This is a genomic window from Burkholderia sp. Bp9090 (assembly GCF_003857985.1).
GTDB lineage: Bacteria > Pseudomonadota > Gammaproteobacteria > Burkholderiales > Burkholderiaceae > Burkholderia.
In genome coordinates, this window is record NZ_QTPV01000001.1 from 233,903 (window position 1) to 254,642 (window position 20,740).

The following is a 20,740-nucleotide window of genomic DNA, read 5'->3' on the forward strand; positions in this document are numbered from 1 at the left end:
ATGTCAGCCCCCCTTCAAGCGGACGCCGGGCCGGCGGTTGCGTCCGGTTCCCGTGCGCCGGCGTCGGACCACGACGCGCTGTACCGCCGTATCGGCGCGCGGATCGTGCCGTTCCTGTTCATCTGCTACATCGTGTCGATCCTCGACCGCAGCAACATCGGCTTCGCGCAGCTGCAGATGCGGCAGGATCTCGGCCTGACCGATGCGATGTACAGCCTCGGCGCGGTGCTGTTCTTCGTCGGCTACGTGCTGTTCGAGGTGCCGAGCAACGCGCTGCTGCGCCGCTTCGGCGCGCGCCGCACGTTCGCGCGGATCATGGTCCTGTGGGGCGCGGTGTCGGTTGCGATGATCACGGTCGACAGCGCGAAGCACTTCTACGTGCTGCGCTTCCTGCTCGGGCTGTTCGAGGCCGGCTTCTTCCCGGGCGTCGTGTTCTACCTGACCTACTGGTATCCGGCGCGCCGGCGCGCGTCGGTGCTGTCGATCTTCTATGCGGGCGTCGCGGTGGCCGGGATGGTCGGCGGGCTGCTGTCGGGCTGGCTGATGCGCGCGATGTCGGGCGTGCTCGGGCTGCACGGCTGGCAGTGGATGTTCGCGATCGAGGGCGCGCCCGCGATCCTGCTCGGCGTGATCGCGTGGTTCTGGCTGTGCGACCGCCCCGAACAGGCGCGCTGGCTGTCCGACGACGACCGCCAGCGGCTCGCGGCCGACCTGGCCGCCGACCGGGCGGAGGCGCCCGCGCATGCGGCGTCGTCGCTGCGGCAGGTGCTCGCCGCGCCGCGCACCTGGCTGTTCGCATTCATCTATTTTTCGCTGACGACGGCGCTGTTGATGCTGCTGTTCTGGATGCCGCTGATGATTCGCGAATTCGGCATTCACGACGTCGTGCACATCAGCCTGCTGTCGATCGTGCCGAACGCGATCGGCGCGGCCGGCCTGATCGCGATCGCACGGCGCTCCGACCGCAAGCGCGAGCGTCGCCGGCACTTCGCCGCGTGCGCATTCGGCGGCGCGGTGGCGCTCGCGTTGCTGACGCTGCACTTGCCGAGCATCGTCGCGATGATGGCGCTGCTGTCGATCGCGGCGATGCTGATCTTCGCCGCGCACCCGGTGTTCTGGGCCGTGCCGTCCGCGTATTTCTCGGGCGCCGGCGCGGCGGGCGGGATCGCGCTGATCAGCAGCATCGGCGTATCGAGCGGGATGATCACGCCGTGGATCGTCGGGGTGATCCGCACCCGTACCGGCAGCATGGATGCGGCGATGCTGATGATCGCGGGATTGCTGGCCGCGTGCGCGGTCGCGATGCTGCTCGGTGTGCGCGCGACCTCGCGCGACGCGGCGCCCGTGTCGCGTTGATCGCGTGATGTGTCGGCGCGGCGCGCGTACGACGGGGTGGGCGGCCAGGACGGGCGCAAGCCCGTCGTCGGCGGGAACGCGCGCTAGGCCCGATACACCTCGATCCGGTTGCGGCCGCGCTCCTTCGCGACATACAGCGCCTTGTCGGCCCGCGACAGCGCCTGGTACGCGCCGAAGTCGGACGTCCGCATCGCGTCGATGCCGATGCTGACGGTCAGCACGAGCGGCTGATCCTCGTGCACGAGCCGCGAATCGGCCACGCGCTGCTGCACGCGCAGTGCGAGCGCGCACGCCGCGTCGATCCCGGTGTGCGGCAGCACGATCGCGAATTCCTCGCCGCCGATGCGCCCGACGATGCCGTCCGTCCCGATCTCCGCGAGCAGCAGCCGCGCGAAATGCCGGAGCGCGCGATCGCCGAGCGGATGGCCCCAGCGGTCGTTCAGCGCCTTGAAGTGATCGAGGTCGAGCATCAGCACCGCGGCGTCCTGGCCGGTCGCGCGCACGCCGCGCAACGCGGCTTCGCTATGCCGCATGAACGCGTGGCGGTTGGACAGCTGGGTCAGGTGATCGGTCGTCGCCATCCGGTGCAGTTCGGTCTCGATGTGCTTGCGCTCGGTCGCATCCGTGATGAAGCCATGCCAGACCGTGCCGCCGTCCGGCGTGCGTTGCGGGCGCGCGTCGCCTTCGCGCCAGCGCATTCCCTGGTCCGGCAGCAGCACGCGGTATTCGAGCCGCCACGGCGCCAGGCGCTCCGCCGACACTCGCAGCGACTGACGGTAGGCAACCAGGTCGGCAGGATGAATCCGGGTTTCGACCGCATCCGCGTCGCGGGCGATCTGCTCGGGCGTCAGTTCGTAGATGTCGCGTGCGCCCGCGCTCGCGTACGAAAAGAACCGGCGGCCGTCGGCGGTCTGCCGCAGCTGGAACACGAGGCCCGGCACCTGGTCGGTCAGGCTCGTCACGAGCGTGACGGAGTCGCTCAACCGGCCGGCGAGTTCGCGCAGCGCGGTGATGTCCGTGGTCGTGCCGACCATGCGCAGCGCGCGCCCGTGGTTGTCGCGGGCGATGACCTTGCCGCGGCTGCAGATCCATTTGTACGTGCCGTTCTTGCAGCGGATGCGGTGTTCGACCGCATAGCTGTCGGTCCGGCTTTCGAAGTGCGCGAGCATCGCGGCTTTCACGCCGGCGACGTCGTCCGGGTGCAGCCGTTCGTATGCATCCTCGATCCGGCTCGTCAGTTCATCGGGCGCATATCCGAGCAGCGCCTTCCAGGCTGCCGAGTAATGGATCTCGCCGGTTTCGACGTTGCGATCCCACACGCCGGTGCCGCTTTCGTTCAGCGCCAGCGTGGTCAGCGCGCTGTGTTCCTCGACGACGCCGAGCCGTTCGCGCAGCGCGGCTTGCGCGTTCGCGCGGCCGATCGCGCGTTCCGCCAGTGTCGCCAGGTCGTGCAGGAAAGCGCGCTGCGCGGCGTCGAGCGTCAGGCCGGTGCTGCCGGCGACGCATAGTGCGCCCAGCGCGCTGCCGTCGGGCGCGACCAGCTCGCAGGCCGCGACGACGTGCGGCGCGTCATTCGGGAGGTCGCCCCCGGCGGGCGTGATGAAGCGTCGGCCGGCCGCCGGAGCGGGCTCGGCACGCGACGGGAAACGCATGGCAGGAAGCGTGGCGGGCAGCGTGCCGTCGGACGCCGCCACGCGCTGCACGCCGGCTTCGGCGGACGCGATGAACGCACCCGCCGTGCCGAAATGCGCGCGGGCGAGACGGCACACGGTGTCGAGTTCGGGCAACGGCGCAAGCGCCGGTCGATCGTCGGCGGGAGCGCGACAGGAGCCGGGCGTGTCGCCGGTCCCGGTGGTGAACATACGGAACCGCATGGTCGAAATCCGCGACGGTCGATTGCGCCGATGATCGGACGAATGCCGGAGGGCGCTGCTTCGGAGGCTGAGATCGTAGAGCTTATCGTCGCGAGGAATGCGTGGCAAGCAAGGGCGAAACCGGGTGGGTGGGCGGCGAGTTCGGGTCGCAGAGAAGCAGCGTAGAGAAGCAGCGTAGAGAAGCAGCGTAGAGAAGCAGCGTAGAGAAGCAGCGCAGAGAAGCAGCGCAGAGAAGCAGCGCAGAGAAGCAGCGCAGAGAAGCAGCGCAGAGAAGGGCCGCTTCAGGTCCTGAATGAATGCGCGGGCAAACCGGCAAGCGCCGGCTTCGCAGTCCGATCGTGCGGAAGCCGGCGCCTTTCGGCAGATCAATGCGTGCGCAGGATTGCGCTGCGCGACGTCACGCGACGGGAATCGGGTTGTCGACAACGAAGCGGTTGAACTCGTCGACGAACGCGTGCTCGTTCGGCCCGGCATTGTCGCGCAACGGCTTCGCCGCTTCGACGACGACTTCGGTGGTGGCGGTCTCGAGGAGCGCCAGCGTCTCGGCGACGAACGCATCGACCGGCATCGCGCGCGGATCGCCGCTCTTGTGCACGAGATCGGTGTCGACCCACGGTGGCGCGATTTCCAGCACGCGCACGCTCGTGTCGCGCAGCATGAAACGCTGCGACAGCGTGTACGAATGGATCGCGGCCTTCGTCGCCGAATACAGCGCGGCCGACGCGAGCGGCACGTACGCGAGCACCGAGCTGTTGTTGATGATCGTCGCGTCCGGCTGCCGCTTCAGGTGTTCGACGAACGCCGCGCTGACGCGCACGGGGCCGAGCAGGTTCGTCTCGACGAGGCGCACGGCCTGTTCGTCGTCGAGCGGCCCGGCCGCATCGTCGAACGGCATGATGCCCGCGTTGTTGATCACGACGTTCAGCGCCGGGTAGCGGTCGATCAACCGCGCCGCGACCGCGCGGATCTGCGCGGCATCGCCGACGTCGAGCTCGATCGTGTCGATGTTCGGATACTGCCGCGCGATCTCGTCGAGCAGCTTCGTGCGCCGGCCGGCGACGACGACCTTGTTGCCCAGCTCGTCGAGCGCGATCGCCAGCGCACGGCCGATCCCGGACGTGCCGCCGGTGATGAGGATGGTGTTGCCGTCGAGTTTCATGACGATGCGCCTCAGCGGGCGGCCGCATAGCGCGGCGCCGGCGAATCGGTCGACAGATGCGGCGCCATCGTGCGGCGCGCGGCCTCGAACGCATCCCATTCGTCGGCCGCGTGCAGCGACGGAATCGTCACGAGCTCGCGGCGGTCGAAGCCGACCAGCGCCGCGTCGACCAGGTCGGACGCCGACATCACGATCTCCTTCGGCAGGTGTTCGATCGGCAGGCCGCCGGTCTGCCAGAAGTCGGTGGCCGTCGCGCCGGGCAGCACGGCCTGCACCTGCACGCCGTGGTCCGCGAGTTCGTGATGCAGCGACTGGCTGAACGCGAGCACGAATGCCTTGCTGCCGCCATAGACGCCATTGAGCGTTTCCGGCGACAGCGCGACGATCGACGAGATGTTGATCACGGCACCGCGGCCGCGCGCGACGAAGCCGGGCACGGCTGCATAGGTCAGGCGCGTGAGCGCGGTCACGTTCAGGTCGAGCAGCCGCGTCATCGCGTCGACGTCGCTGTCGAGCAGCGGCGTGTGCGTGCCGACGCCCGCGTTGTTGACGAGCAGCGTGATGCTCGCGTCCTGCTTCAGCTTCGCTTCGACGGCGGCGAGCGCCGCGCGGTCGTTGAGGTCGGCGCCGACGATCTCGACGCTGCGCTGCGTTTCGTTCGTGATGCGCTCGGCGAGCGCGGCCAGCCGGTCGCGGTTGCGCGCGACGAGGATCAGGTCGTAGCCGCGGCGCGCGAGGCGGTCCGCATAGATCGCGCCGATGCCGGACGATGCGCCGGTGATGACGGCGGTACCGCGATGTGCTTCAGTCATGATGTCGCTCCGTGTCGAGGAAAGGGTGAGTGCGTGAAGGCATTCTGGCCTCGAATCGCCGCGACACAAATGACGTAGATGGGTATGATTCAGGACATCGGGTGCCGATCGTGCCGCCCGCCACCGGAGACACGCATGCACCGCATCGGCTTTCTGATCAGCGACGGCTTCCAGATCATGGCGCTCGCCACGCAGTCGGTGTTCGAGTACGCGAACCTGGCCGCGGGCGAACCGTTCTACGTGATGGACAACTATTCCGTCGAGGGTGGCGACGTGCGCTCGTCGCTCGGGTTGTCGGTCGCGACGCGCGCGCTCAGCGGCCGGGTCGACGTCGATACGTGGATCGTCGCGGGCGTCAACGATCCGCTCGCATCGCCGGCGCCGGCCGGCGTCGTCGCGTTCCTGCGGCGCGCGACCGCGCGCGCGCGGCGGGTCGCCGGCATCTGCACGGGCGCGTTCGTGCTCGCCGAGGCCGGGCTGCTCGCGCAGCGCCGCGCGACGACGCACTGGGCGTACGGCCGCGAGATGCAGAAGCACTTTCCGGACATTCGTGTCGAGGAGGACCGGATCTACATCGTCGACGGCCCGATCTGGACGTCGGCCGGGATGACGGCCGGCCTCGACCTGACGCTCGCGATGGTGGAGAAGGATCTCGGCGCGGACGCCGCGCGCTCGGTCGCGCGCAAGCTCGTGATGCACCAGCGCCGCTCGGGCGGGCAGTCGCAGCATTCCGAAATGCTGGAGCTCGCGCCGAAATCGGACCGGATCCAGAACGCGCTGAACTACGCGCGGCAGAACCTCGGCCGCGCGCTGACCGTCGAGGAGCTGGCTGACGCCGTCCACCTGAGTCCGCGCCAGTTCAGCCGCGTGTTCACGCTGGAAACCGGGCAGTCGCCGGCGAAGGCGATCGAGCGGCTGCGTCTCGAGGCCGCGCGGCTGATGATCGAGCAGAGCCGGCACTCGCTCGACGTGATCGCGAAGGAGAACGGTTTTCGCGACCGGCGCCACCTGCGCGACGCGTTCGTGCGCGGTTTCGGCGTGCCGCCGCAGGCGGTGCGGCGCGACGCGCGGGCAGACGAGCGCGAAACGGCCTGACGTTCGCGGGCGCGAGCCGCCAGCGCGTGTCCGGGAAATCGCGCAGAATCTCCCGCATTCCTCGCGAGGAGACACCATGCACGCCGCCCCGTTCAACATTGCGATTCCCGATCGCGCGCTCGATGACCTGCGTCGGCGCCTGCGCGACATGCGCGCACCGCTGCTGACGCCCGCCGACCCGTGGCAGCAGGGTGTGGATGGCGCGTGGCTGCGCGAACTGGTTGCGTACTGGGCCGAGCGCTTCGACTGGCGTGCGGCGGAGCGCGCGCTGAACAGGCTGCCGCAGTTCGTCGCGGACGCAGACGGGCAACGCGTGCATTTCATCCATCGGCGCGGGGCGGGGCCGAAGCCGTATCCGCTCGTCATCACGCACGGCTGGCCGGGCTCCGTATTCGAGTTCGACGCGCTGATCGATCGCCTGTGCGATCCGGCCGCGTTCGGCGGCGATCCGCACGACGCGTTCGACGTCGTCGCGCCGTCGCTTCCGGGCTTCGCGTTCTCGCCCGCGCCCGCGGCGCCCGGCATGTCGGCATTTCAGGTCGCCGACAGTTGGGCGGCGTTGATGTCCGGGCTCGGATATCGCCGCTTCGGCGCGCAAGGCGGCGATCTCGGCGCAGGCGTGTCGATTGCGCTCGGCGCGCGACATCCCGGCGTGGTGGACGGCATTCATCTGAACTACCTGCCCGGCAGCTACGAGCCTCCGGCCGACGCGGCTTCGCCGCTCACCGAGGACGAACGGGCCTTCGTGACGCAGCGCGGAGAGTGGGCCGCGCTGGAGGGCGGATACGCGCATGTGCACATGACGAAGCCGCAGACGCTGGCCGTCGCGCTCAACGACTCGCCGGCCGGGCTGGCCGCGTGGATCGCCGAGAAATTCCGCGCGTGGAGCGATTGCGGCGGCGACGTCGCGCGGCGGTTTTCGCACGACACGCTGCTGACCGGCATCTCGCTCTACTGGTTTACCGGCAGCATCGGCTCGGCAATGCAGATGTATTGGGAAAACCGGCTGCAGCCGATGCGCTTCGCGGCCGGGGAACGCGTGGCGGTGCCCGTCGCGTTCGCGCGCTTTCCGAAGGAGATCAGCCGCCCGCCGCGCAGCTGGCTCGAACGGGTGTTCGACGTCGTGCAGTGGGCCGACATGCCGAGCGGCGGGCATTTTGCCGCGATGGAAGAACCGGACCTGCTGGCCGGCGATATTCGCCGATTTTTCCGGCGTTTTCGGTAAGGCGCCGGGAGGCGGCATCGCTGGCGAAGTGCGCCGGCGGCCATTCGCGCGCTGGCGAGCGCCGGCACCGTGCGGATCGTGACGCGACGATCCCGCCCGTCTTATCGCATGACCTATCGTGTTACAAACGGCGTAGCATCGTGCGGCGCGGTACGCGCATGCTTGCGCTGGCGCAGCAGCGCGACGCGGCAATTCTCGCGCGCGGTCTCGCGGCCGTCGTCGTCGAGCAGCACCAGGTCGCCGCGCATCACGTTGAGCGTGATCACGTCGTCGCCGGGCGCGCCGAGCGTTTCCGGCGTGTGCACCGACCCGGCCGGTTCGAGCACCGTCGAGCCGGCCTGCGCGACCCATTCGTACTCGCGGTAGCGCCACGCACCCTGCAGCGTATGGACGAACACCTCGCCGTCGTGGCGATGGCGCGGCAGCGTGCCGCCGGCCGGCATCTTCAGCAGCGCGGTCAGCGTGTCTTCCGCCGCATTGATATGCAGATACTTGATTGCGAGCCCCGGCAGGTCGGCGCTCATCGGCAGCCACGGCAGCGCGTCGCCGGGCAGGCACGAAATCGGCGGCAGGTCGGTGGAGAGCGGGGCGGACGGCTGCGTCATGGCGGAGGGAGAGCGGAAACGGGGAAGTGGGCATTATCGCAGAGCGCGAGCGGGCGGCAGCCACGGCCGCGGCCCGACGCCAGCGCGGGCGAAGCCTGAACCGGGCTACGCGGCGGCGCTGTCGTCGCCCGGCTGCGGCGCCGCATGCGCGGCTTCCAGGCACGACTGGAACAGCAGCGCCGCCCGCGACGGCCGCGGCGAGCGCCGCAGCAGGCTCACGAACCGGCACCGGTAGTTGAAGCGGTGCGGCGCGATCGGCTGCATCAGCCCCTTGTTTTCGAAGCTCTCCGCGTAATGGTCGGGCAGGAAGCCGAGATAGCGGCCGGACAGGATCAGCGTCGCGATCGATTCCTGGTCCGACGCCGTCGCGCTGCGCGTGAGCTTCGCGCGATGGCTCAGTTCCATGTTCGGCGAATGGAAGCCGAGCCCGGCGAACGCATGATTGCGGATCGTCGTCCACGTGAGCTTGCCGTGCGGCGCGTCGAACAGCGGGTGCTGGCGGCCGCAGTACAGCAGCATCCGCTCGTCGAACAGTTCCGAATACACGAGGCTGCCCGAGCTGCGGTGCGCGGGGATGATGCCGACCTGATAACTGCCGTCGATGATCCCGCGCTCGACCTCGTTGATCGACGCGACGTGCAGGTTCAGCGCGACGTCGGGCGCCTCGTCCGCGAACTGGCGGATCGCGTCGCCGAGCCGCGCCTGCGGGTTGGTGGCGGTCTTATCGAACACGGCGACGTGCAGTTCTCCGCCCATCTTGTCGTGAATGCCGTCGATCCTGCTGCGAAATGCCTCCATCGACGCGAGCAGGCGCAGGGTTTCCTCGTACACCGTCTGCCCCTCGGCGGTTAGCGTGAAGCCGGCGCGGCCGCGTCGGCACAGCACGAGGCCGAGGCGCGTTTCCAGATCCTTCACGTGCCGGCTGATCGTCGAGATGCCGATATTCAGCTCGAGTTCGGCCGCCGCCATCCCGCCGCACTGCACGACGCCCTTGAAGACCCGCAGCAGCCGCAGATCCATGTCGCTGAGCTGCCCGAGCAGCGCGCGGCTCTTCGGTTTCTTTGCTTGCATAGACGAGCAAGTGAACATTGATATTGCGATATTGAAGAGACTAATTGTCGTCCCGACAATGCGCAACATCAACACAAGAAGGAGGGGCGCGCCGCGCCGACCGACATGACCGATACGACCATCGCCAAGCAGCAGGAAGAGACGAACCTCCGCACCGACGCCGCGTGGCTCGACGCCCACTGGATGCCGTTCACGGCGAACCGCCAGTTCAAGTCCGATCCGCGCATGATCGTGTCGGCGAAGGACGCGTATTACACGGATGGCGAAGGCCGCAAGATCTTCGACGGCCTGTCGGGCCTGTGGTGCACGGGCCTCGGTCACGGCCGCACGGAAATCACGGAAGCCGTGAGCCGCCAGGTCGCGCAGCTTGACTACGCGCCGGCGTTCCAGTTCGGTCATCCGAAGTCGTTCGAGCTCGCGAACAAGATCAAGGACCTGACGCCGGCCGGCCTCGACTACGTGTTCTTCACCGGCTCGGGCTCGGAAGCGGCCGACACGTCGCTGAAAATGGCCCGCGCGTACTGGCGCGCCAAGGGCAAGGGCACGAAGACGCGCCTGATCGGCCGCGAGAAGGGCTATCACGGCGTGAACTTCGGCGGCATCTCGGTCGGCGGGATCGGCGCGAACCGCAAGCTGTTCGGCCAGGGCATCGACGCCGATTTCCTGCCGCACACGCAGCTCGCGGAAAACCGGTTCTCGCGCGGGATGCCGGATAACGGCGCCGACCTGGCCGACCGCCTGCTCGACCTGATCACGCTGCACGACGCGTCGAACATCGCGGCCGTGATCGTCGAGCCGTTCTCCGGCTCGGCGGGCGTGGTGATCCCGCCGAAGGGCTATCTGAAGCGCCTGCGCGACATCTGTACCGCGCACGACATCCTGCTGATCTTCGACGAAGTCATCACGGGCTTCGGCCGTGCCGGCGCGATGACGGGCGCCGACGCGTTCGGCGTGGTGCCGGACATCATGAATTTCGCGAAACAGGTGACGAACGGCGTGCAGCCGCTCGGCGGCGTGATCGCGACGAAGGAAATCTACGACACGTTCATGGCCGCGGGCGGCCCCGAGTACATGCTCGAGTTCCCGCACGGCTACACGTATTCGGCGCACCCGGTCGCGTGCGCGGCCGGCGTCGCGGCGCTCGACCTGCTCGTGAAGGAAGACGCGGTGGCCCGCGTGCGCGATCTCGCGCCGCATTTCGAGGCGGCCGTGCACGGGCTGAAGGGCCAGCGCCATATCACCGACATCCGCAACTACGGGCTGGCGGCCGGCCTGACGATCGCGGCGCTGCCGGGCGAGCCGGCACGGCGCCCGTACGAGATCGCGATGCGCTGCTGGGCGAAGGGCTTCTACGTGCGTTACGGCGGCGACACGATCCAGCTCGCGCCGCCGTTCATCGCCGAGAAGCGCGAGATCGACAACCTCGTGAACGCGCTGTCCGACGCGCTGAACGAAGTGGACTGAGCCGCGGCCCTTTTCCCGCGACAACCGAATTCACGAAAGAGCCTGAACGATGAAACACGACAGCAATGTGACCTCCACCCTCGGCCACCTGATCGACGGCAAGCGCGTCGACGGCGGCAGCCGCGTCCAGCCGGTGTTCGACCCGGCCACCGGCGAATCGCACAAGAGCGTCGCGCTCGCCGACAAGCTGACCGTCGAAGCCGCGATCGCGTCCGCGCAGGCCGCGTTCCCGGCATGGCGCAATACGCCGCCGCTGAAGCGCGCCCGCGTGATGAGCCGCTTCAAGACGCTGCTCGAGGAGCATGCGGACGAACTGTGCGCGCTGATTACCGCCGAGCACGGCAAGGTGCTCGCCGACGCGATGGGCGAACTGCAGCGCGGGATCGAGAACGTCGAATACGCGTCCTACGTGCCCGAGCTGCTGAAGGGCGAGCACAGCAAGAACGTCGGCCCCGCGATCGATTCGTGGAGCGAATTCCAGGCGCTCGGCGTGGCCGCCGGCATCACGCCGTTCAACTTCCCGGTGATGGTGCCGCTGTGGATGTGGCCGATGGCCGTCGCGTGCGGCAACACGTTCGTGCTGAAGCCGTCCGAGCGCACGCCGTCGTCGACGCTGCGCATGGCCGAGCTCGCGCTCGAGGCCGGCCTGCCGCCGGGCGTGCTGAACGTCGTGAACGGCGACAAGGAAGCCGTCGACACGCTCCTGACCGACCCGCGCGTGAAGGCGGTGAGCTTCGTCGGCTCGACGCCGATCGCCGAATACATCTACTCGACCGGCTGCGCGCACGGCAAGCGCGTGCAGGCGCTCGGCGGCGCGAAGAACTTCGCGGTCGTGATGCCCGACGCCGACATCGGCAACGCGGTGAACGCGCTGATGGGCGCCGCGTACGGCTCGTGCGGCGAGCGCTGCATGGCGATTCCGCTGGTGGTCGCGATCGGCGAGGAAACGGGTGACAAGGTGGTCGAAGGCCTGCGGGCCGAGATCGCGAAGATGAAGGTCGGCCCGGGCAACGGGGCCGGCGTCGACATGGGGCCGCTCGTCACGCAGCAGCATTTCGAGAAGGTGACGGGCTTCGTCGAGGCGGGCGTGGCGGCCGGCGCGACGCTCGTCGTCGACGGCCGCAGCGTGAAGGTCGACGGCCACGACGGCGGCTACTACCTGGGCCCGTGCCTGTTCGACAACGTGAAGCCCGGCATGCCGATCTATCAGCACGAGATCTTCGGGCCGGTGCTCGGCGTGATCCGCCTGAAGTCGCTCGACGAGGCGATGGCGCTGATCGACGCGCACGAATACGGCAACGGCACGTGCCTGTTCACGCGTGACGGCGAAGCGGCGCGCTACTTCAGCGACAACATCCAGATCGGCATGGTCGGCATCAACGTGCCGCTGCCGGTGCCGGTCGCGTACCACTCGTTCGGCGGCTGGAAGCGCTCGCTGTTCGGTGATCTCCACGCGTACGGCCCGGATGCGGTGCGGTTCTATACGAAGCGCAAGACGATCACGCAGCGCTGGCCGTCGGCCGGCGTGCGCGAAGGGACGGTGTTCAGCTTCCCGTCGAACCGCTGACGCGCTGACGCACGATCCGGCCGCAACGCGACGCGCGCCGCTCGGCGTGTGTCGCCACGCGGCCCGCGCAAGGACGCACGAGCCCGCCCCGGTCGACGATCGGGGCGGGCCTTTTTACATGTACGGCGGTCGTGCCGACGCTGAAGACGGGGAAAGAATGCTTACGGCGCGACCACGTGCCACATGTTCTTGAAGTTGTCGCCGTTGCGGTCGCCCTGTTTCATGTCCTTCGCGAAGAAGTACAGCGGCTTGCCCTTGTAGGCCCATTGCGGGCTGCCGTCGTCGCGCTTGACGATCGTATAGGGGCCGACCGGAACGTCGGTCGCGCTGGCCTTGTACGGCGGCCAGAAGGACTCGCATTGGCCCTTGCATGCGCTGGTGCCGGCGTTGGGCTTGTCCTGGTCGAAGGTGTAGACGGTCATTCCGTTCGCGGCGACGAGCGCGCCGTTTTCGACCTTGGTGATCGAGCCTTGAGCCGAGGCCGAAACGGACGCCATGGCGAGCAGGGCGGAGCTGACGAGCAGCACGGCTTTCATGATTACCTCCTTGTAGTCCGGTGGGCGGCGCGCTCGCGCGCACGGCCGGGCGTGCGCGCGAGCGCGGGGAATGGTGCCGGAACGCGGCGCCGTGGCCGCCGGTGCGAGCGACGCGAAGTCGAATGACGGCCGAACGGACCCGCTTCATTCACCATAGGCGGTTTTTCGCGGGGCTGCGAGAAGAACCGGGGGCGCATCGGCGGCGCGTAGGCGTCGCGCAACGTCGCGGCGGTCGTGCGCGCGCAGCGGTATTTGCTATCCGTCCCCGCAGCAGCGCAACGAGGCACCGCATGTGCTGCCTCGTTGCGTTCGGCAACGGTGCCACGCCGTCAGCGAAACACCGGCGCCGACGCGAGCGCCGTCAGCACGGCCGGCATCGCGAGCGCGGCGGCGATCGTCTGGAACGCGGTGATGCCGGCCATCAGCGGCGCGTCGCCGCCGAGCTGGCGCGCCATGATGTACGACGAGGACGAAGTCGGCAGCGCCTGGAACAGCAGCGCGATGGTCAGCGCGGCATCGCCGAGCCCGAACAGGCAGCCGGCGGCGAGCGTGGCGAGCGGCATCGCCATGAACTTGAACGCCGACGCGATGCACATCGGCTGCATCCATCCGCGCGCCGCGTCGAACTTCAGTGCCGCGCCCACGCACAGCAGGCCGAGCGGCATCGATGCGGCGCCGAGCGCGCGCACGGCCGGTTCGACGGAGGCCGGAAACGCGAGGCCGGCGGCCTGCATCGCGATCCCCAGCGCGCACCCGACGACGAGCGGATTCGACAGGATCTGGCGCACGAGCGCCCACGCGCCGAGCCGCGTGTCGCCGTAGCGCGCGAACACCAGCACGCACATCAGGTTCACGGTCGGCACGATCGCCGCGACGCATACGGCCGCGAGCGCGATGCCGTGCGCGCCGAACAGTCCGGCGGCGAGGGCGGTGCCGACATAGTTGTTGAAGCGCACCGCGCCCTGGAACACCGACGTGAACCCGGCGCCGTCGACCTGCACGAACCGGCGGACCAGCAGAAGCAGCGCCGCGACGAGCACGGTCGAGCCGACCAGCGCCGCCGCGAGCGGCAAGACGGGCAGCGCTTGCAGCCGCGCAGTCGCGAGACCGTGCGCGAACAGCGCGGGCAGCAGCACGTAATAGCAAAGCCGCTCGGCGTGCGGCCAGAACGCATCGGCGATGAAGCCCGTGCGCCGCAGGCCGTGGCCGAGCGCGACCAGCAGCGCGACCGGCGCGAGCGCGAGCACGATCGGGCCGATCATCGACGCGCCTTCAGGCGACGCGGGCCGAACGGCCGGCGGGCGGCGCGGCGGAACGAAGCGGGAATCCATCCGGCGGGCAACATGGCGGCACGCAATCGAAAGAGTGACGATGCCGCCAAGTTAACACGCGCAAGCAGCAGGAATAATGGTGAATTATCGGGTGTTCAATGAGAAATTCTCATCGATGATGCGCTGACTTCGGCGGCCAGCGCACGTGCGAAACGCTCGGCCGGACGCGACTGGTGTTCGAGCAGCACGACCGCGCGGCCCATCTGCGGCTGGCCGAACGGCAAGCGCGTGACGGGCGGCAGCCGCGCGAGCGTCGCGTCGGGGAGCGCGACGATCGCCGCGCCGAGCCCGCGCGCCACCATCCGCGCGATCGTCTCCGCGCTGTCGAGCACCATCTCCTCGCGCACGCGCACGCCGATGCGGCGCAGCTCGGCGGCGATCATCCGGCCGGCCCACGCCTGCGCGTCGAAGCGGATGAACGGCAGCGCCTCGAGCAGCGTGCCCGCGTCGCGCTCCGCGTAGTGCGGCGGCGCGAGCAGCCAGAAGCGGTCTTCGTACAGCGTGGTCCACGTCAGTTCCGCCGGATGCGGGCGCACCGGGCGCGTCGTGATCGCCGCGTCGAGTTCGCCGGCCGCGACGCGGTTCGCCAGTTCGGCCGACATGCCGGCCGATACGTGCACGCGCAACGACGGGTGCGCATCGCGCAGCGCGAGCAGCGCATCGGGCAGCGGGCCGGACAGCGCGGTATGGATTGCGCCGATTCGCAGACGGCCGACGAGCTTCTTCTCGTCGCTGAGCGCATCGGGAATCCGGTCGACCATCGCGAGCACCTGCTCGGCCTGCGCGACGAGGATCTTGCCGGCTTCGGTGAGTACCGGCTGGCGGCGCGAACGGTCGAACAGCCGGACGTCGTATTCGCTTTCGAGCGTCTTGACCTGCAGGCTCACGGCGGACTGCGTGAGCCCGATCGCTTCGCCGGCGCGCGCGAAGGTGCGGTATCGGGCGATCGCGACCAGGGTTCTGAATGCGCGTAGTGACATGGGCTCGATGAGAGGGGCGGCCGGGACCGGCACGCGGATTGCTCGATGATGCCGGAGGCGGTGCAGGGGCGACGTGCCGATTGCGCCGCCGACGCCGCCGACGGCCGCCGAAGCGGATGGGTGCGGCCGGCACGCTGCCGGACATCATGCCCGCGCGTGCGGAAACGGGCAACCGCGGCAGCGGCGGCATCGGCTGCCCGCGGCAGAATGCGGCAGAACGCGCGGTGCGTCGCATGCGGACCGGCCGGTGCGGGTTTTCGTGAATGGCATCGAGCCGGGCGGGCGCGCTCATCCGTGAACGCAGGATGGGCCGCGCTCGCGCGTGCCGCCCGCCTGCGTTTCATCGATACCTCGGGGCGACGCGTGCCGTCGCGTCGCCCCGGCTCTTTGCGGAGGTAATGACGATGCCAGAGGACCCCGGTGAGGTTGCGCGCGCCAGCTATCGCGCGTATGTCGACAAGGACCGCGATGCGATCGAAGCGCTGATCGCGCCGGACTTCCATTTCACGAGCCCGCTCGACAACCGGCTCGATCGCGACGCGTATCTCGCGCGCTGCTGGCCGAACAGCGCGATGCTCGCCGGTTTCGAGTTCGTCGACGTCACCGTGCACGGCGAATACGTGTTCGTCGTATACGAAGCCGCGACGACCGCCGGCAGGCGGTTCCGGAATGCGGAGCGGTTGCGGGTCCGCGACGGCCGGATCGTCGAGGCCGAGGTGTATTTCGGCTGGTACGTGCCGCATCAGGCGCCCGATGGCGGGTTCATCGAATCGGGCGGTTGACGCGCGACGTGCAGCGGCAGGTCACACCCAGAGCCGGTACATCCAGAACGATTCGTCCTCGGCGAAGCGCCGCACGAACTCGGTTGGCGAGAAGCCCGTGATGCGCCGCGTCGCGCGGCTCAGGTGCGCCTGGTCGGCGAACCCTTCGTCCAGCGCGAGCGCGGCCCAGTCGACCGGTTGTCCGGCGTCCTGCCGGTCGCGCGCGGCGAAGAACACGCCTTCGGTGCGCACCAGCATTTGCCAGTCGCGCAACGAGCGCCCGCTGTACGCCTTGATGCGCCGTTCCACCTGGCGCGGGCTGTGGGTGTGCCGCCATTCGCGCGCGATCGACGCGAGCCGCCCGACCCAGCTGCGCCCGGCATCGCGCAGCGACGACAGCGGCGACACGCTGCCGCGCAGCGCATGCCAGCGCGGCGCGAGGTGTCGGTCGAGCGCGGCCAGCGCGTCGTCGTCGTGCTCGGCATCGGCGAGCGCATCCAGCAGCGGCCGCCAGCTGTCGTCGAGGCATGCATGTGCGTCGACGAAGGTGTCGTGGATCGCCGGCAGCGCGACGCCGAACAGCGCGCGCGCAGCATCGGCATGCAGGCAGACGATGCCGCCTTGTCCGCCCGTCGGCGCCCAGCTCGCGACCGGCATCGACTGGCTGCCCGACAGCGTCGCCGATGCGCCGAACGGCCGCCATACGGGGCCGTCGTCCGTGCACCGGACGAGCCCGACGTCGAAGCCGCGATACCACGACAGGCAGACGATCGGCGACGCGGGGAAATGCGTGAGCCGCTGCGCGTCGCTCAACGCGAAGCCGCGCGTGTCGCGGCAGACGATCGCGGCGACCGCGCCTCGCAGCGCGGCCGGCGGCGGATACAGCCGCGTGGGCGGCGACCGGCCGTCGCACCGCACGCGCGGCGCACGCGCGTGCGGATCGGGACACGGTGACGGATTCGGAGACGGACCGGAGGGCATGACGCCGGAGTATAGGGACCGGCGCCGCACGTGTCGATGTCGTTTGCGTTCAAGACCGGCAGCGTGTCGATCCGGACAATCCGGAGCATGAACCCACGATCCTCTTCCCGATGCCCGTTTCATGCGGACGCCGCTGATGCGTCTCCCGTGCTTCACCCGCCCGGCGTATGGCCGCCGGGGCCGCGAGCCGGCCTGACGGGGTGGCCGCTGCTGCGCGCGATGTCGCGCGACCTGACCGGCGCGCTCGCAGGCTGGCAGCGTGCGCATGGCGACGTCGTGCACCTGCGCATGTGGCCCGAACATGCGGTGGTCGTGACCGATCCCGCGCTCGTGCGCGAGCTGCTGGTCACGCATCACGATGCGTTCGTGCGCTGGGAGCGCGGCATTCGCGTGTTCTCGCGGGTTCACGGGCGCAGCGTGCTGGTCGCCGAGGGCGACGCATGGCGCGACAAGCGGCACGCGCTGCAGGCGAACTTCGCGCCGAAACCGGTGCAGGCGTTCGTGCCGTCGATCGCCGCGACAGCCGGTCGTGCGCTCGCGCAGTGGCCCGCGTGCGACGCACACTGGCCGGTCGAGAGCGCGCTGACGTCGCTGGCGATGGACGTGATCATGCGCACGATGTTCTCGGATTCGATCGGCGCACACGCGCGCGTTGCCGAAGAGGCCGTGCGCACGGTGGGCGCGGCGGCGAACGCGGAGTTCTACCAGCCGGCCAGCGCGCCGGACTGGATGCCGTGGAAGCGCGGCAAGGCGCGGGCGCTGGCGGTGCTGAACGGACTGATCGACCGGCAACTGCATGCGCGTCTCGACATGCCGGAGCACGGCTGGCCGGACGACCTGCTGTCGCGCCTGTTGCGGCTGCACCGTGCCGACGGGTACGCATGGCCGCTGCGGGCCGTGCACGACGAGTGCATGACGGCATTCCTGGCCGGCCACGAGACGGCCGCGGCCACGCTGACCTGGTGGGTATGGAACATGGCCGCGAATCCGGCCGCGCAGGCCGCCGCGCGCGACGAGGTCGTGCGCGTGCTGGGCGGCCGTGCGCCGACCGCCGACACGCGCCCCGCATTGCGATACCTGACGCAGACGCTCGAGGAAACGATGCGCCTGTATCCGGCGGCACCGATCCTGATCAGCCGTCGCGCATTGCGGCCGGTCGCGCTGGGCGCATGGCAGTTTCCGGCGCGGACGCTGTTCATGCTGCCGATTCAGCTGATGCATCACGATGCACGATGGTTTCCGGAGCCGCGGGCCTTCCGGCCCGAGCGCTTCGCCGACGACGCGCCGGCGATTCCGCGCGGCGCATACCTGCCGTTCGGCACGGGGCCGCGCGTGTGCCTCGGGCAGCATCTGGCGATGACGGAGATGACGGTGGTGGCGGCGATGATCCTGCAGCGCCATGAATTGTCCGTGCCGCCCGGCATGGCGGCGCCGCGCGCGGCGCTGAACGTGACGTTGCGGCCCGAGCGCGCCCTGCACGTGGCGATCGCGCCGACCGGGCTGGCGGCGGACGTCGCGTTGTCGTAACGCGGCGGCGTGTCGCGTTTACCCCGCCGCATCCTCCCCAAGCGCCTGGATGAACCGCGAAAACAGCTCCGGCTGCGACGAGATCCCGAGTTTCGCGTAAAGATGCCGCCGATGCACCTTCACCGTTTCCGGTGAAATCGCCAGCCGCTCGGCGATCGCCTTCGACGAATTGCCGCGCAGCACCATTCGCGCGATCGACATCTCGCGATCGGTCAGCACGCCCGCGCCGAAGCGCGCGAGCGCCTGCTCGACGCGCGCGCCGAGATCGTCGTCGGGTGTCACGCGCGCGGCATCGCCCACCAGCCGCCAGTGCTGCCGGATCGTCGCGAGCACCCACGGCATCGCGGCCGTCAGCTTGCCGAGCGGTTCGACGTCGAAGCGCGCGGCCGCGCCGAGCGACAACGACAGCAGCAGGTCGGGGTTCGGCCGCAGCAGGATCTGGATTTCATCGTCGCCGACCGCGTGGCGGAAGTAGTTCAGGAAATACTCGCTCTGCCGGAACAGGTCGGGCGCGACCTCCTCGAGCCGGTAGCAGCCGTCGGCGAGCCCGTCGTGCGCGGCCTGCAGGAACGGATCGAGCAGATACAACCCGTTGAGGTAAAGCGGCACCGGCGACGCGCTGTCGGTGCCGCCCGTGTCGTATTCGTCGAGGACGAGCGGCACGCCGTCGCGGCCGATCGCGGTCGCGAGCGCGTTGTCGAACGGCACCATTTCGTTGAGCAGCAGCACCAGGAAACGCCAGAAGCGCGGCTGGCCGAGATGATCGATCGCGCGGCCGAGCGCCTGGTGCATCGCGATTTCGGAGAAGAGTCGATCCATATCACCACCGAAGGGTGTAACACGAAGGGGGAATAGCGGTCCTGAAATTGGCTTCCTAGACTGCCACGCAATCAATCGGGCCCGAGTATGGGTGTTCAAAAAAGCGCAGGACAGAAGCAACAGGAGAACGAAATGGCGATGATGTCGGAATCGACGGGCACGCTGCAAGCGACGCCTGCCACGGAAGGCGCGCCGCGCGCGTTGTCGCAGACGCTCAGCGTGCGCGACGCGGTGATGATCACCGTGTCGGGCGTGACGCCCGCCAGCTCGATCTTCGTGATCGCGCCGTTCGCGATCCAGCAGGCCGGCAGCGGCGCGGTGCTGTCGTTCCTGCTCGGCGGCGTGCTCGCGCTCGCGTTCGCGCTCTGCTACGCGGAGCTCAGCGCCGCGCACCGCAGCGCGGGCGGCGAATACGTGATGGCCAAACGCGTGTTCGGCACGCTGCCCGGCTATCTGACCTTCATCACGGTGCTGTCCGTCAGCGTGTTCATTCCCGCGGTGCTCGCAAGCGGTGCCGCGCCCTACCTGAACAACGCGCTCGGCACGCACTTCAGCAACCAGTCGGTCGCGTTGACGATCGTGTTGCTCAGCTACGTGCTCGGCATGCTGAACATCAAGACGAACGCATGGATCACCGGCGCGTTTCTCGTCGTCGAGATCGGCGTGCTGATGCTGATTGCGGGGCTCGGCTTCGGCTCGCCGCATCGCGGCGCGGACGCACTGGTCGCGCCGGTCGTCGCGAGCGGCAATGCGCTGGTGCCGGCCACGCTCGCGGCGATCGTGCCCGCGATCGGCACGGCGATCTTCTGCTACAACGGCTTCGGCTCCGCCGCCTATCTCGCGGAAGACCTGCGCGGCGGCAACCGCAACGTCGCGAAAGCGGTGATCTATTCGCTGCTGGTGATCCTCGTCGTCGAACTGATTCCGCTCACCGCGATCGTGCTCGGCGCGCCGTCGCTGACGGAACTGACGAAGAGCGCCGACCCGATCGGCTATGTCGTGCGCTCGCTGAGCAACCCGGCGGTGTCGCGCGCGGTCAGCGGCGGGATCTTCCTGTCGGTATTCAACGCGATCATCGCGATCGTGATCACGATGGGGCGCCTGCTGTACAGCAGCGGCCGCCATGCGCTCTGGTCGCGCACCTGCAACCGCGCGTTCTCGACGATCCATCCGCGCTTCGAATCGCCGTGGCTCGCGACGCTCGCGCTCGCCGTGCCGTCGTCGGGGCTGGTGTTCGTGTCGAGTCTCGACGAGCTGACCGCGTTCACGGTCGACCTGCTGCTGCTGATCTACCTGGTCGTCGGGCTGGCCGCGCTCGCGAGCCGGCTCGTGCGCCGCGACGTCGAGCATCATTACCGGATGCCGCTGTGGCCCGTGACGCCGCTCGTCGCGGTCGCGGGTGCCGCATACACGCTCTACACGACGCTGGCGACGGCGACCAAGCCGACCGACCTGATCATCATCGGCGCTCTGCTGGTGGCCGCGCTCGCGATGTATGCGGTCTGGGCCCGCCACAGCGATGCGTTCCGCTCGCTCTGAACCACCCGACACACTCAACCATTGAAAGACTGGAGGAA

At 69.2% G+C, this 20,740-nt stretch carries 18 protein-coding genes; 8 read left to right on the forward strand and 10 right to left on the reverse strand.

From position 1 onward, the window contains the following. Complete coding sequence (locus DIE16_RS01010) at positions 1-1,356, forward strand: MFS transporter (protein ID WP_124519629.1); 1,356 nt, start codon at positions 1-3, stop codon at positions 1,354-1,356. 83 nt (positions 1,357-1,439) lie between these two features. Here the strand turns inward: DIE16_RS01010 and DIE16_RS01015 are convergent, their stop codons facing one another. From DIE16_RS01015 to DIE16_RS01025, 3 genes are all read right to left on the reverse strand, one after another. Next, a complete protein-coding gene (locus tag DIE16_RS01015; RefSeq protein WP_124519627.1) occupies positions 1,440-3,230 on the reverse strand; it encodes a sensor domain-containing diguanylate cyclase in 1,791 nt (596 codons plus the stop codon). 397 nt (positions 3,231-3,627) lie between these two features. Next, positions 3,628-4,389, reverse strand: a complete 762-nt coding sequence (locus DIE16_RS01020; protein WP_124519625.1) for an SDR family oxidoreductase — start codon at positions 4,387-4,389, stop codon at positions 3,628-3,630. Positions 4,390-4,400: 11 nt separating this feature from the next. Then, a complete protein-coding gene (locus DIE16_RS01025; protein ID WP_124519623.1) occupies positions 4,401-5,201 on the reverse strand; it encodes an SDR family oxidoreductase in 801 nt (266 codons plus the stop codon). A 135-nt stretch (positions 5,202-5,336) separates the two neighbouring features. On the opposite strand from DIE16_RS01025, the gene DIE16_RS01030 reads away from it, so the two are divergent. Further along, positions 5,337-6,296, forward strand: coding sequence for a GlxA family transcriptional regulator (locus tag DIE16_RS01030; protein WP_124519621.1), 960 nt, complete (start codon positions 5,337-5,339; stop codon positions 6,294-6,296). A gap of 76 nt (positions 6,297-6,372) precedes the next feature. After that, positions 6,373-7,521: an epoxide hydrolase family protein gene (locus DIE16_RS01035; protein WP_124519619.1), complete on the forward strand. Its 1,149-nt coding sequence runs from the start codon at positions 6,373-6,375 to the stop codon at positions 7,519-7,521. Between the two features lie 113 nt (positions 7,522-7,634). On the opposite strand, the gene DIE16_RS01040 is transcribed toward DIE16_RS01035, so the two are convergent. Together DIE16_RS01040 and DIE16_RS01045 are read right to left on the reverse strand one after the other, a co-directional pair. Continuing rightward, the gene (locus DIE16_RS01040; protein ID WP_124519617.1) at positions 7,635-8,126 is read right to left on the reverse strand and encodes a 2,4'-dihydroxyacetophenone dioxygenase family protein; all 492 of its coding nucleotides are present in this window, start codon (positions 8,124-8,126) and stop codon (positions 7,635-7,637) included. A 105-nt stretch (positions 8,127-8,231) separates the two neighbouring features. Further along, positions 8,232-9,197, reverse strand: a complete 966-nt coding sequence (locus tag DIE16_RS01045; protein WP_260426169.1) for a LysR family transcriptional regulator — start codon at positions 9,195-9,197, stop codon at positions 8,232-8,234. A gap of 105 nt (positions 9,198-9,302) precedes the next feature. Between DIE16_RS01045 and DIE16_RS01050 the strand changes: the two genes are divergently transcribed. Both DIE16_RS01050 and DIE16_RS01055 read left to right on the forward strand, forming a co-directional pair. Beyond that, on the forward strand, positions 9,303-10,661 hold the full coding sequence (locus DIE16_RS01050; RefSeq protein WP_124519508.1) for an aspartate aminotransferase family protein: 1,359 nt from the start codon (positions 9,303-9,305) through the stop codon (positions 10,659-10,661). Positions 10,662-10,710: 49 nt separating this feature from the next. Continuing rightward, entirely contained in the window at positions 10,711-12,228 is a 1,518-nt protein-coding gene (locus tag DIE16_RS01055; RefSeq protein ID WP_044843039.1) for a CoA-acylating methylmalonate-semialdehyde dehydrogenase, read from the forward strand. Positions 12,229-12,389: 161 nt separating this feature from the next. Here DIE16_RS01055 and DIE16_RS01060 read toward each other — a convergent pair whose 3' ends face one another. The 3 genes from DIE16_RS01060 to DIE16_RS01070 form a co-directional block, all read right to left on the reverse strand. Beyond that, positions 12,390-12,764, reverse strand: coding sequence for a hypothetical protein (locus DIE16_RS01060; protein WP_044843040.1), 375 nt, complete (start codon positions 12,762-12,764; stop codon positions 12,390-12,392). Positions 12,765-13,093: 329 nt separating this feature from the next. Then, entirely contained in the window at positions 13,094-14,026 is a 933-nt protein-coding gene (locus DIE16_RS01065; protein ID WP_124891635.1) for an AEC family transporter, read from the reverse strand. A gap of 164 nt (positions 14,027-14,190) precedes the next feature. Beyond that, positions 14,191-15,075 carry a LysR substrate-binding domain-containing protein gene (locus tag DIE16_RS01070; protein ID WP_124484892.1) on the reverse strand — a complete coding sequence of 295 codons (885 nt, stop codon included), beginning with the start codon at positions 15,073-15,075 and terminating at the stop codon, positions 14,191-14,193. Between the two features lie 404 nt (positions 15,076-15,479). Between DIE16_RS01070 and DIE16_RS01075 the strand changes: the two genes are divergently transcribed. Further along, a complete protein-coding gene (locus DIE16_RS01075; protein ID WP_124519506.1) occupies positions 15,480-15,857 on the forward strand; it encodes a nuclear transport factor 2 family protein in 378 nt (125 codons plus the stop codon). A gap of 21 nt (positions 15,858-15,878) precedes the next feature. Here the strand turns inward: DIE16_RS01075 and DIE16_RS01080 are convergent, their stop codons facing one another. Next, positions 15,879-16,817, reverse strand: a complete 939-nt coding sequence (locus tag DIE16_RS01080) for an AraC family transcriptional regulator (RefSeq protein WP_124484891.1) — start codon at positions 16,815-16,817, stop codon at positions 15,879-15,881. 219 nt (positions 16,818-17,036) lie between these two features. Here DIE16_RS01080 and DIE16_RS01085 point away from each other — a divergent pair, with 219 nt between their 5' ends. Further along, the gene (locus DIE16_RS01085; protein ID WP_409333435.1) at positions 17,037-18,344 is read left to right on the forward strand and encodes a cytochrome P450; all 1,308 of its coding nucleotides are present in this window, start codon (positions 17,037-17,039) and stop codon (positions 18,342-18,344) included. Positions 18,345-18,362: 18 nt separating this feature from the next. On the opposite strand, the gene DIE16_RS01090 is transcribed toward DIE16_RS01085, so the two are convergent. After that, a complete protein-coding gene (locus tag DIE16_RS01090; RefSeq protein ID WP_044843044.1) occupies positions 18,363-19,163 on the reverse strand; it encodes a helix-turn-helix transcriptional regulator in 801 nt (266 codons plus the stop codon). A gap of 132 nt (positions 19,164-19,295) precedes the next feature. Here DIE16_RS01090 and DIE16_RS01095 point away from each other — a divergent pair, with 132 nt between their 5' ends. Beyond that, positions 19,296-20,702: an APC family permease gene (locus DIE16_RS01095; RefSeq protein WP_044843045.1), complete on the forward strand. Its 1,407-nt coding sequence runs from the start codon at positions 19,296-19,298 to the stop codon at positions 20,700-20,702. Positions 20,703-20,740 lie beyond the last annotated feature (38 nt).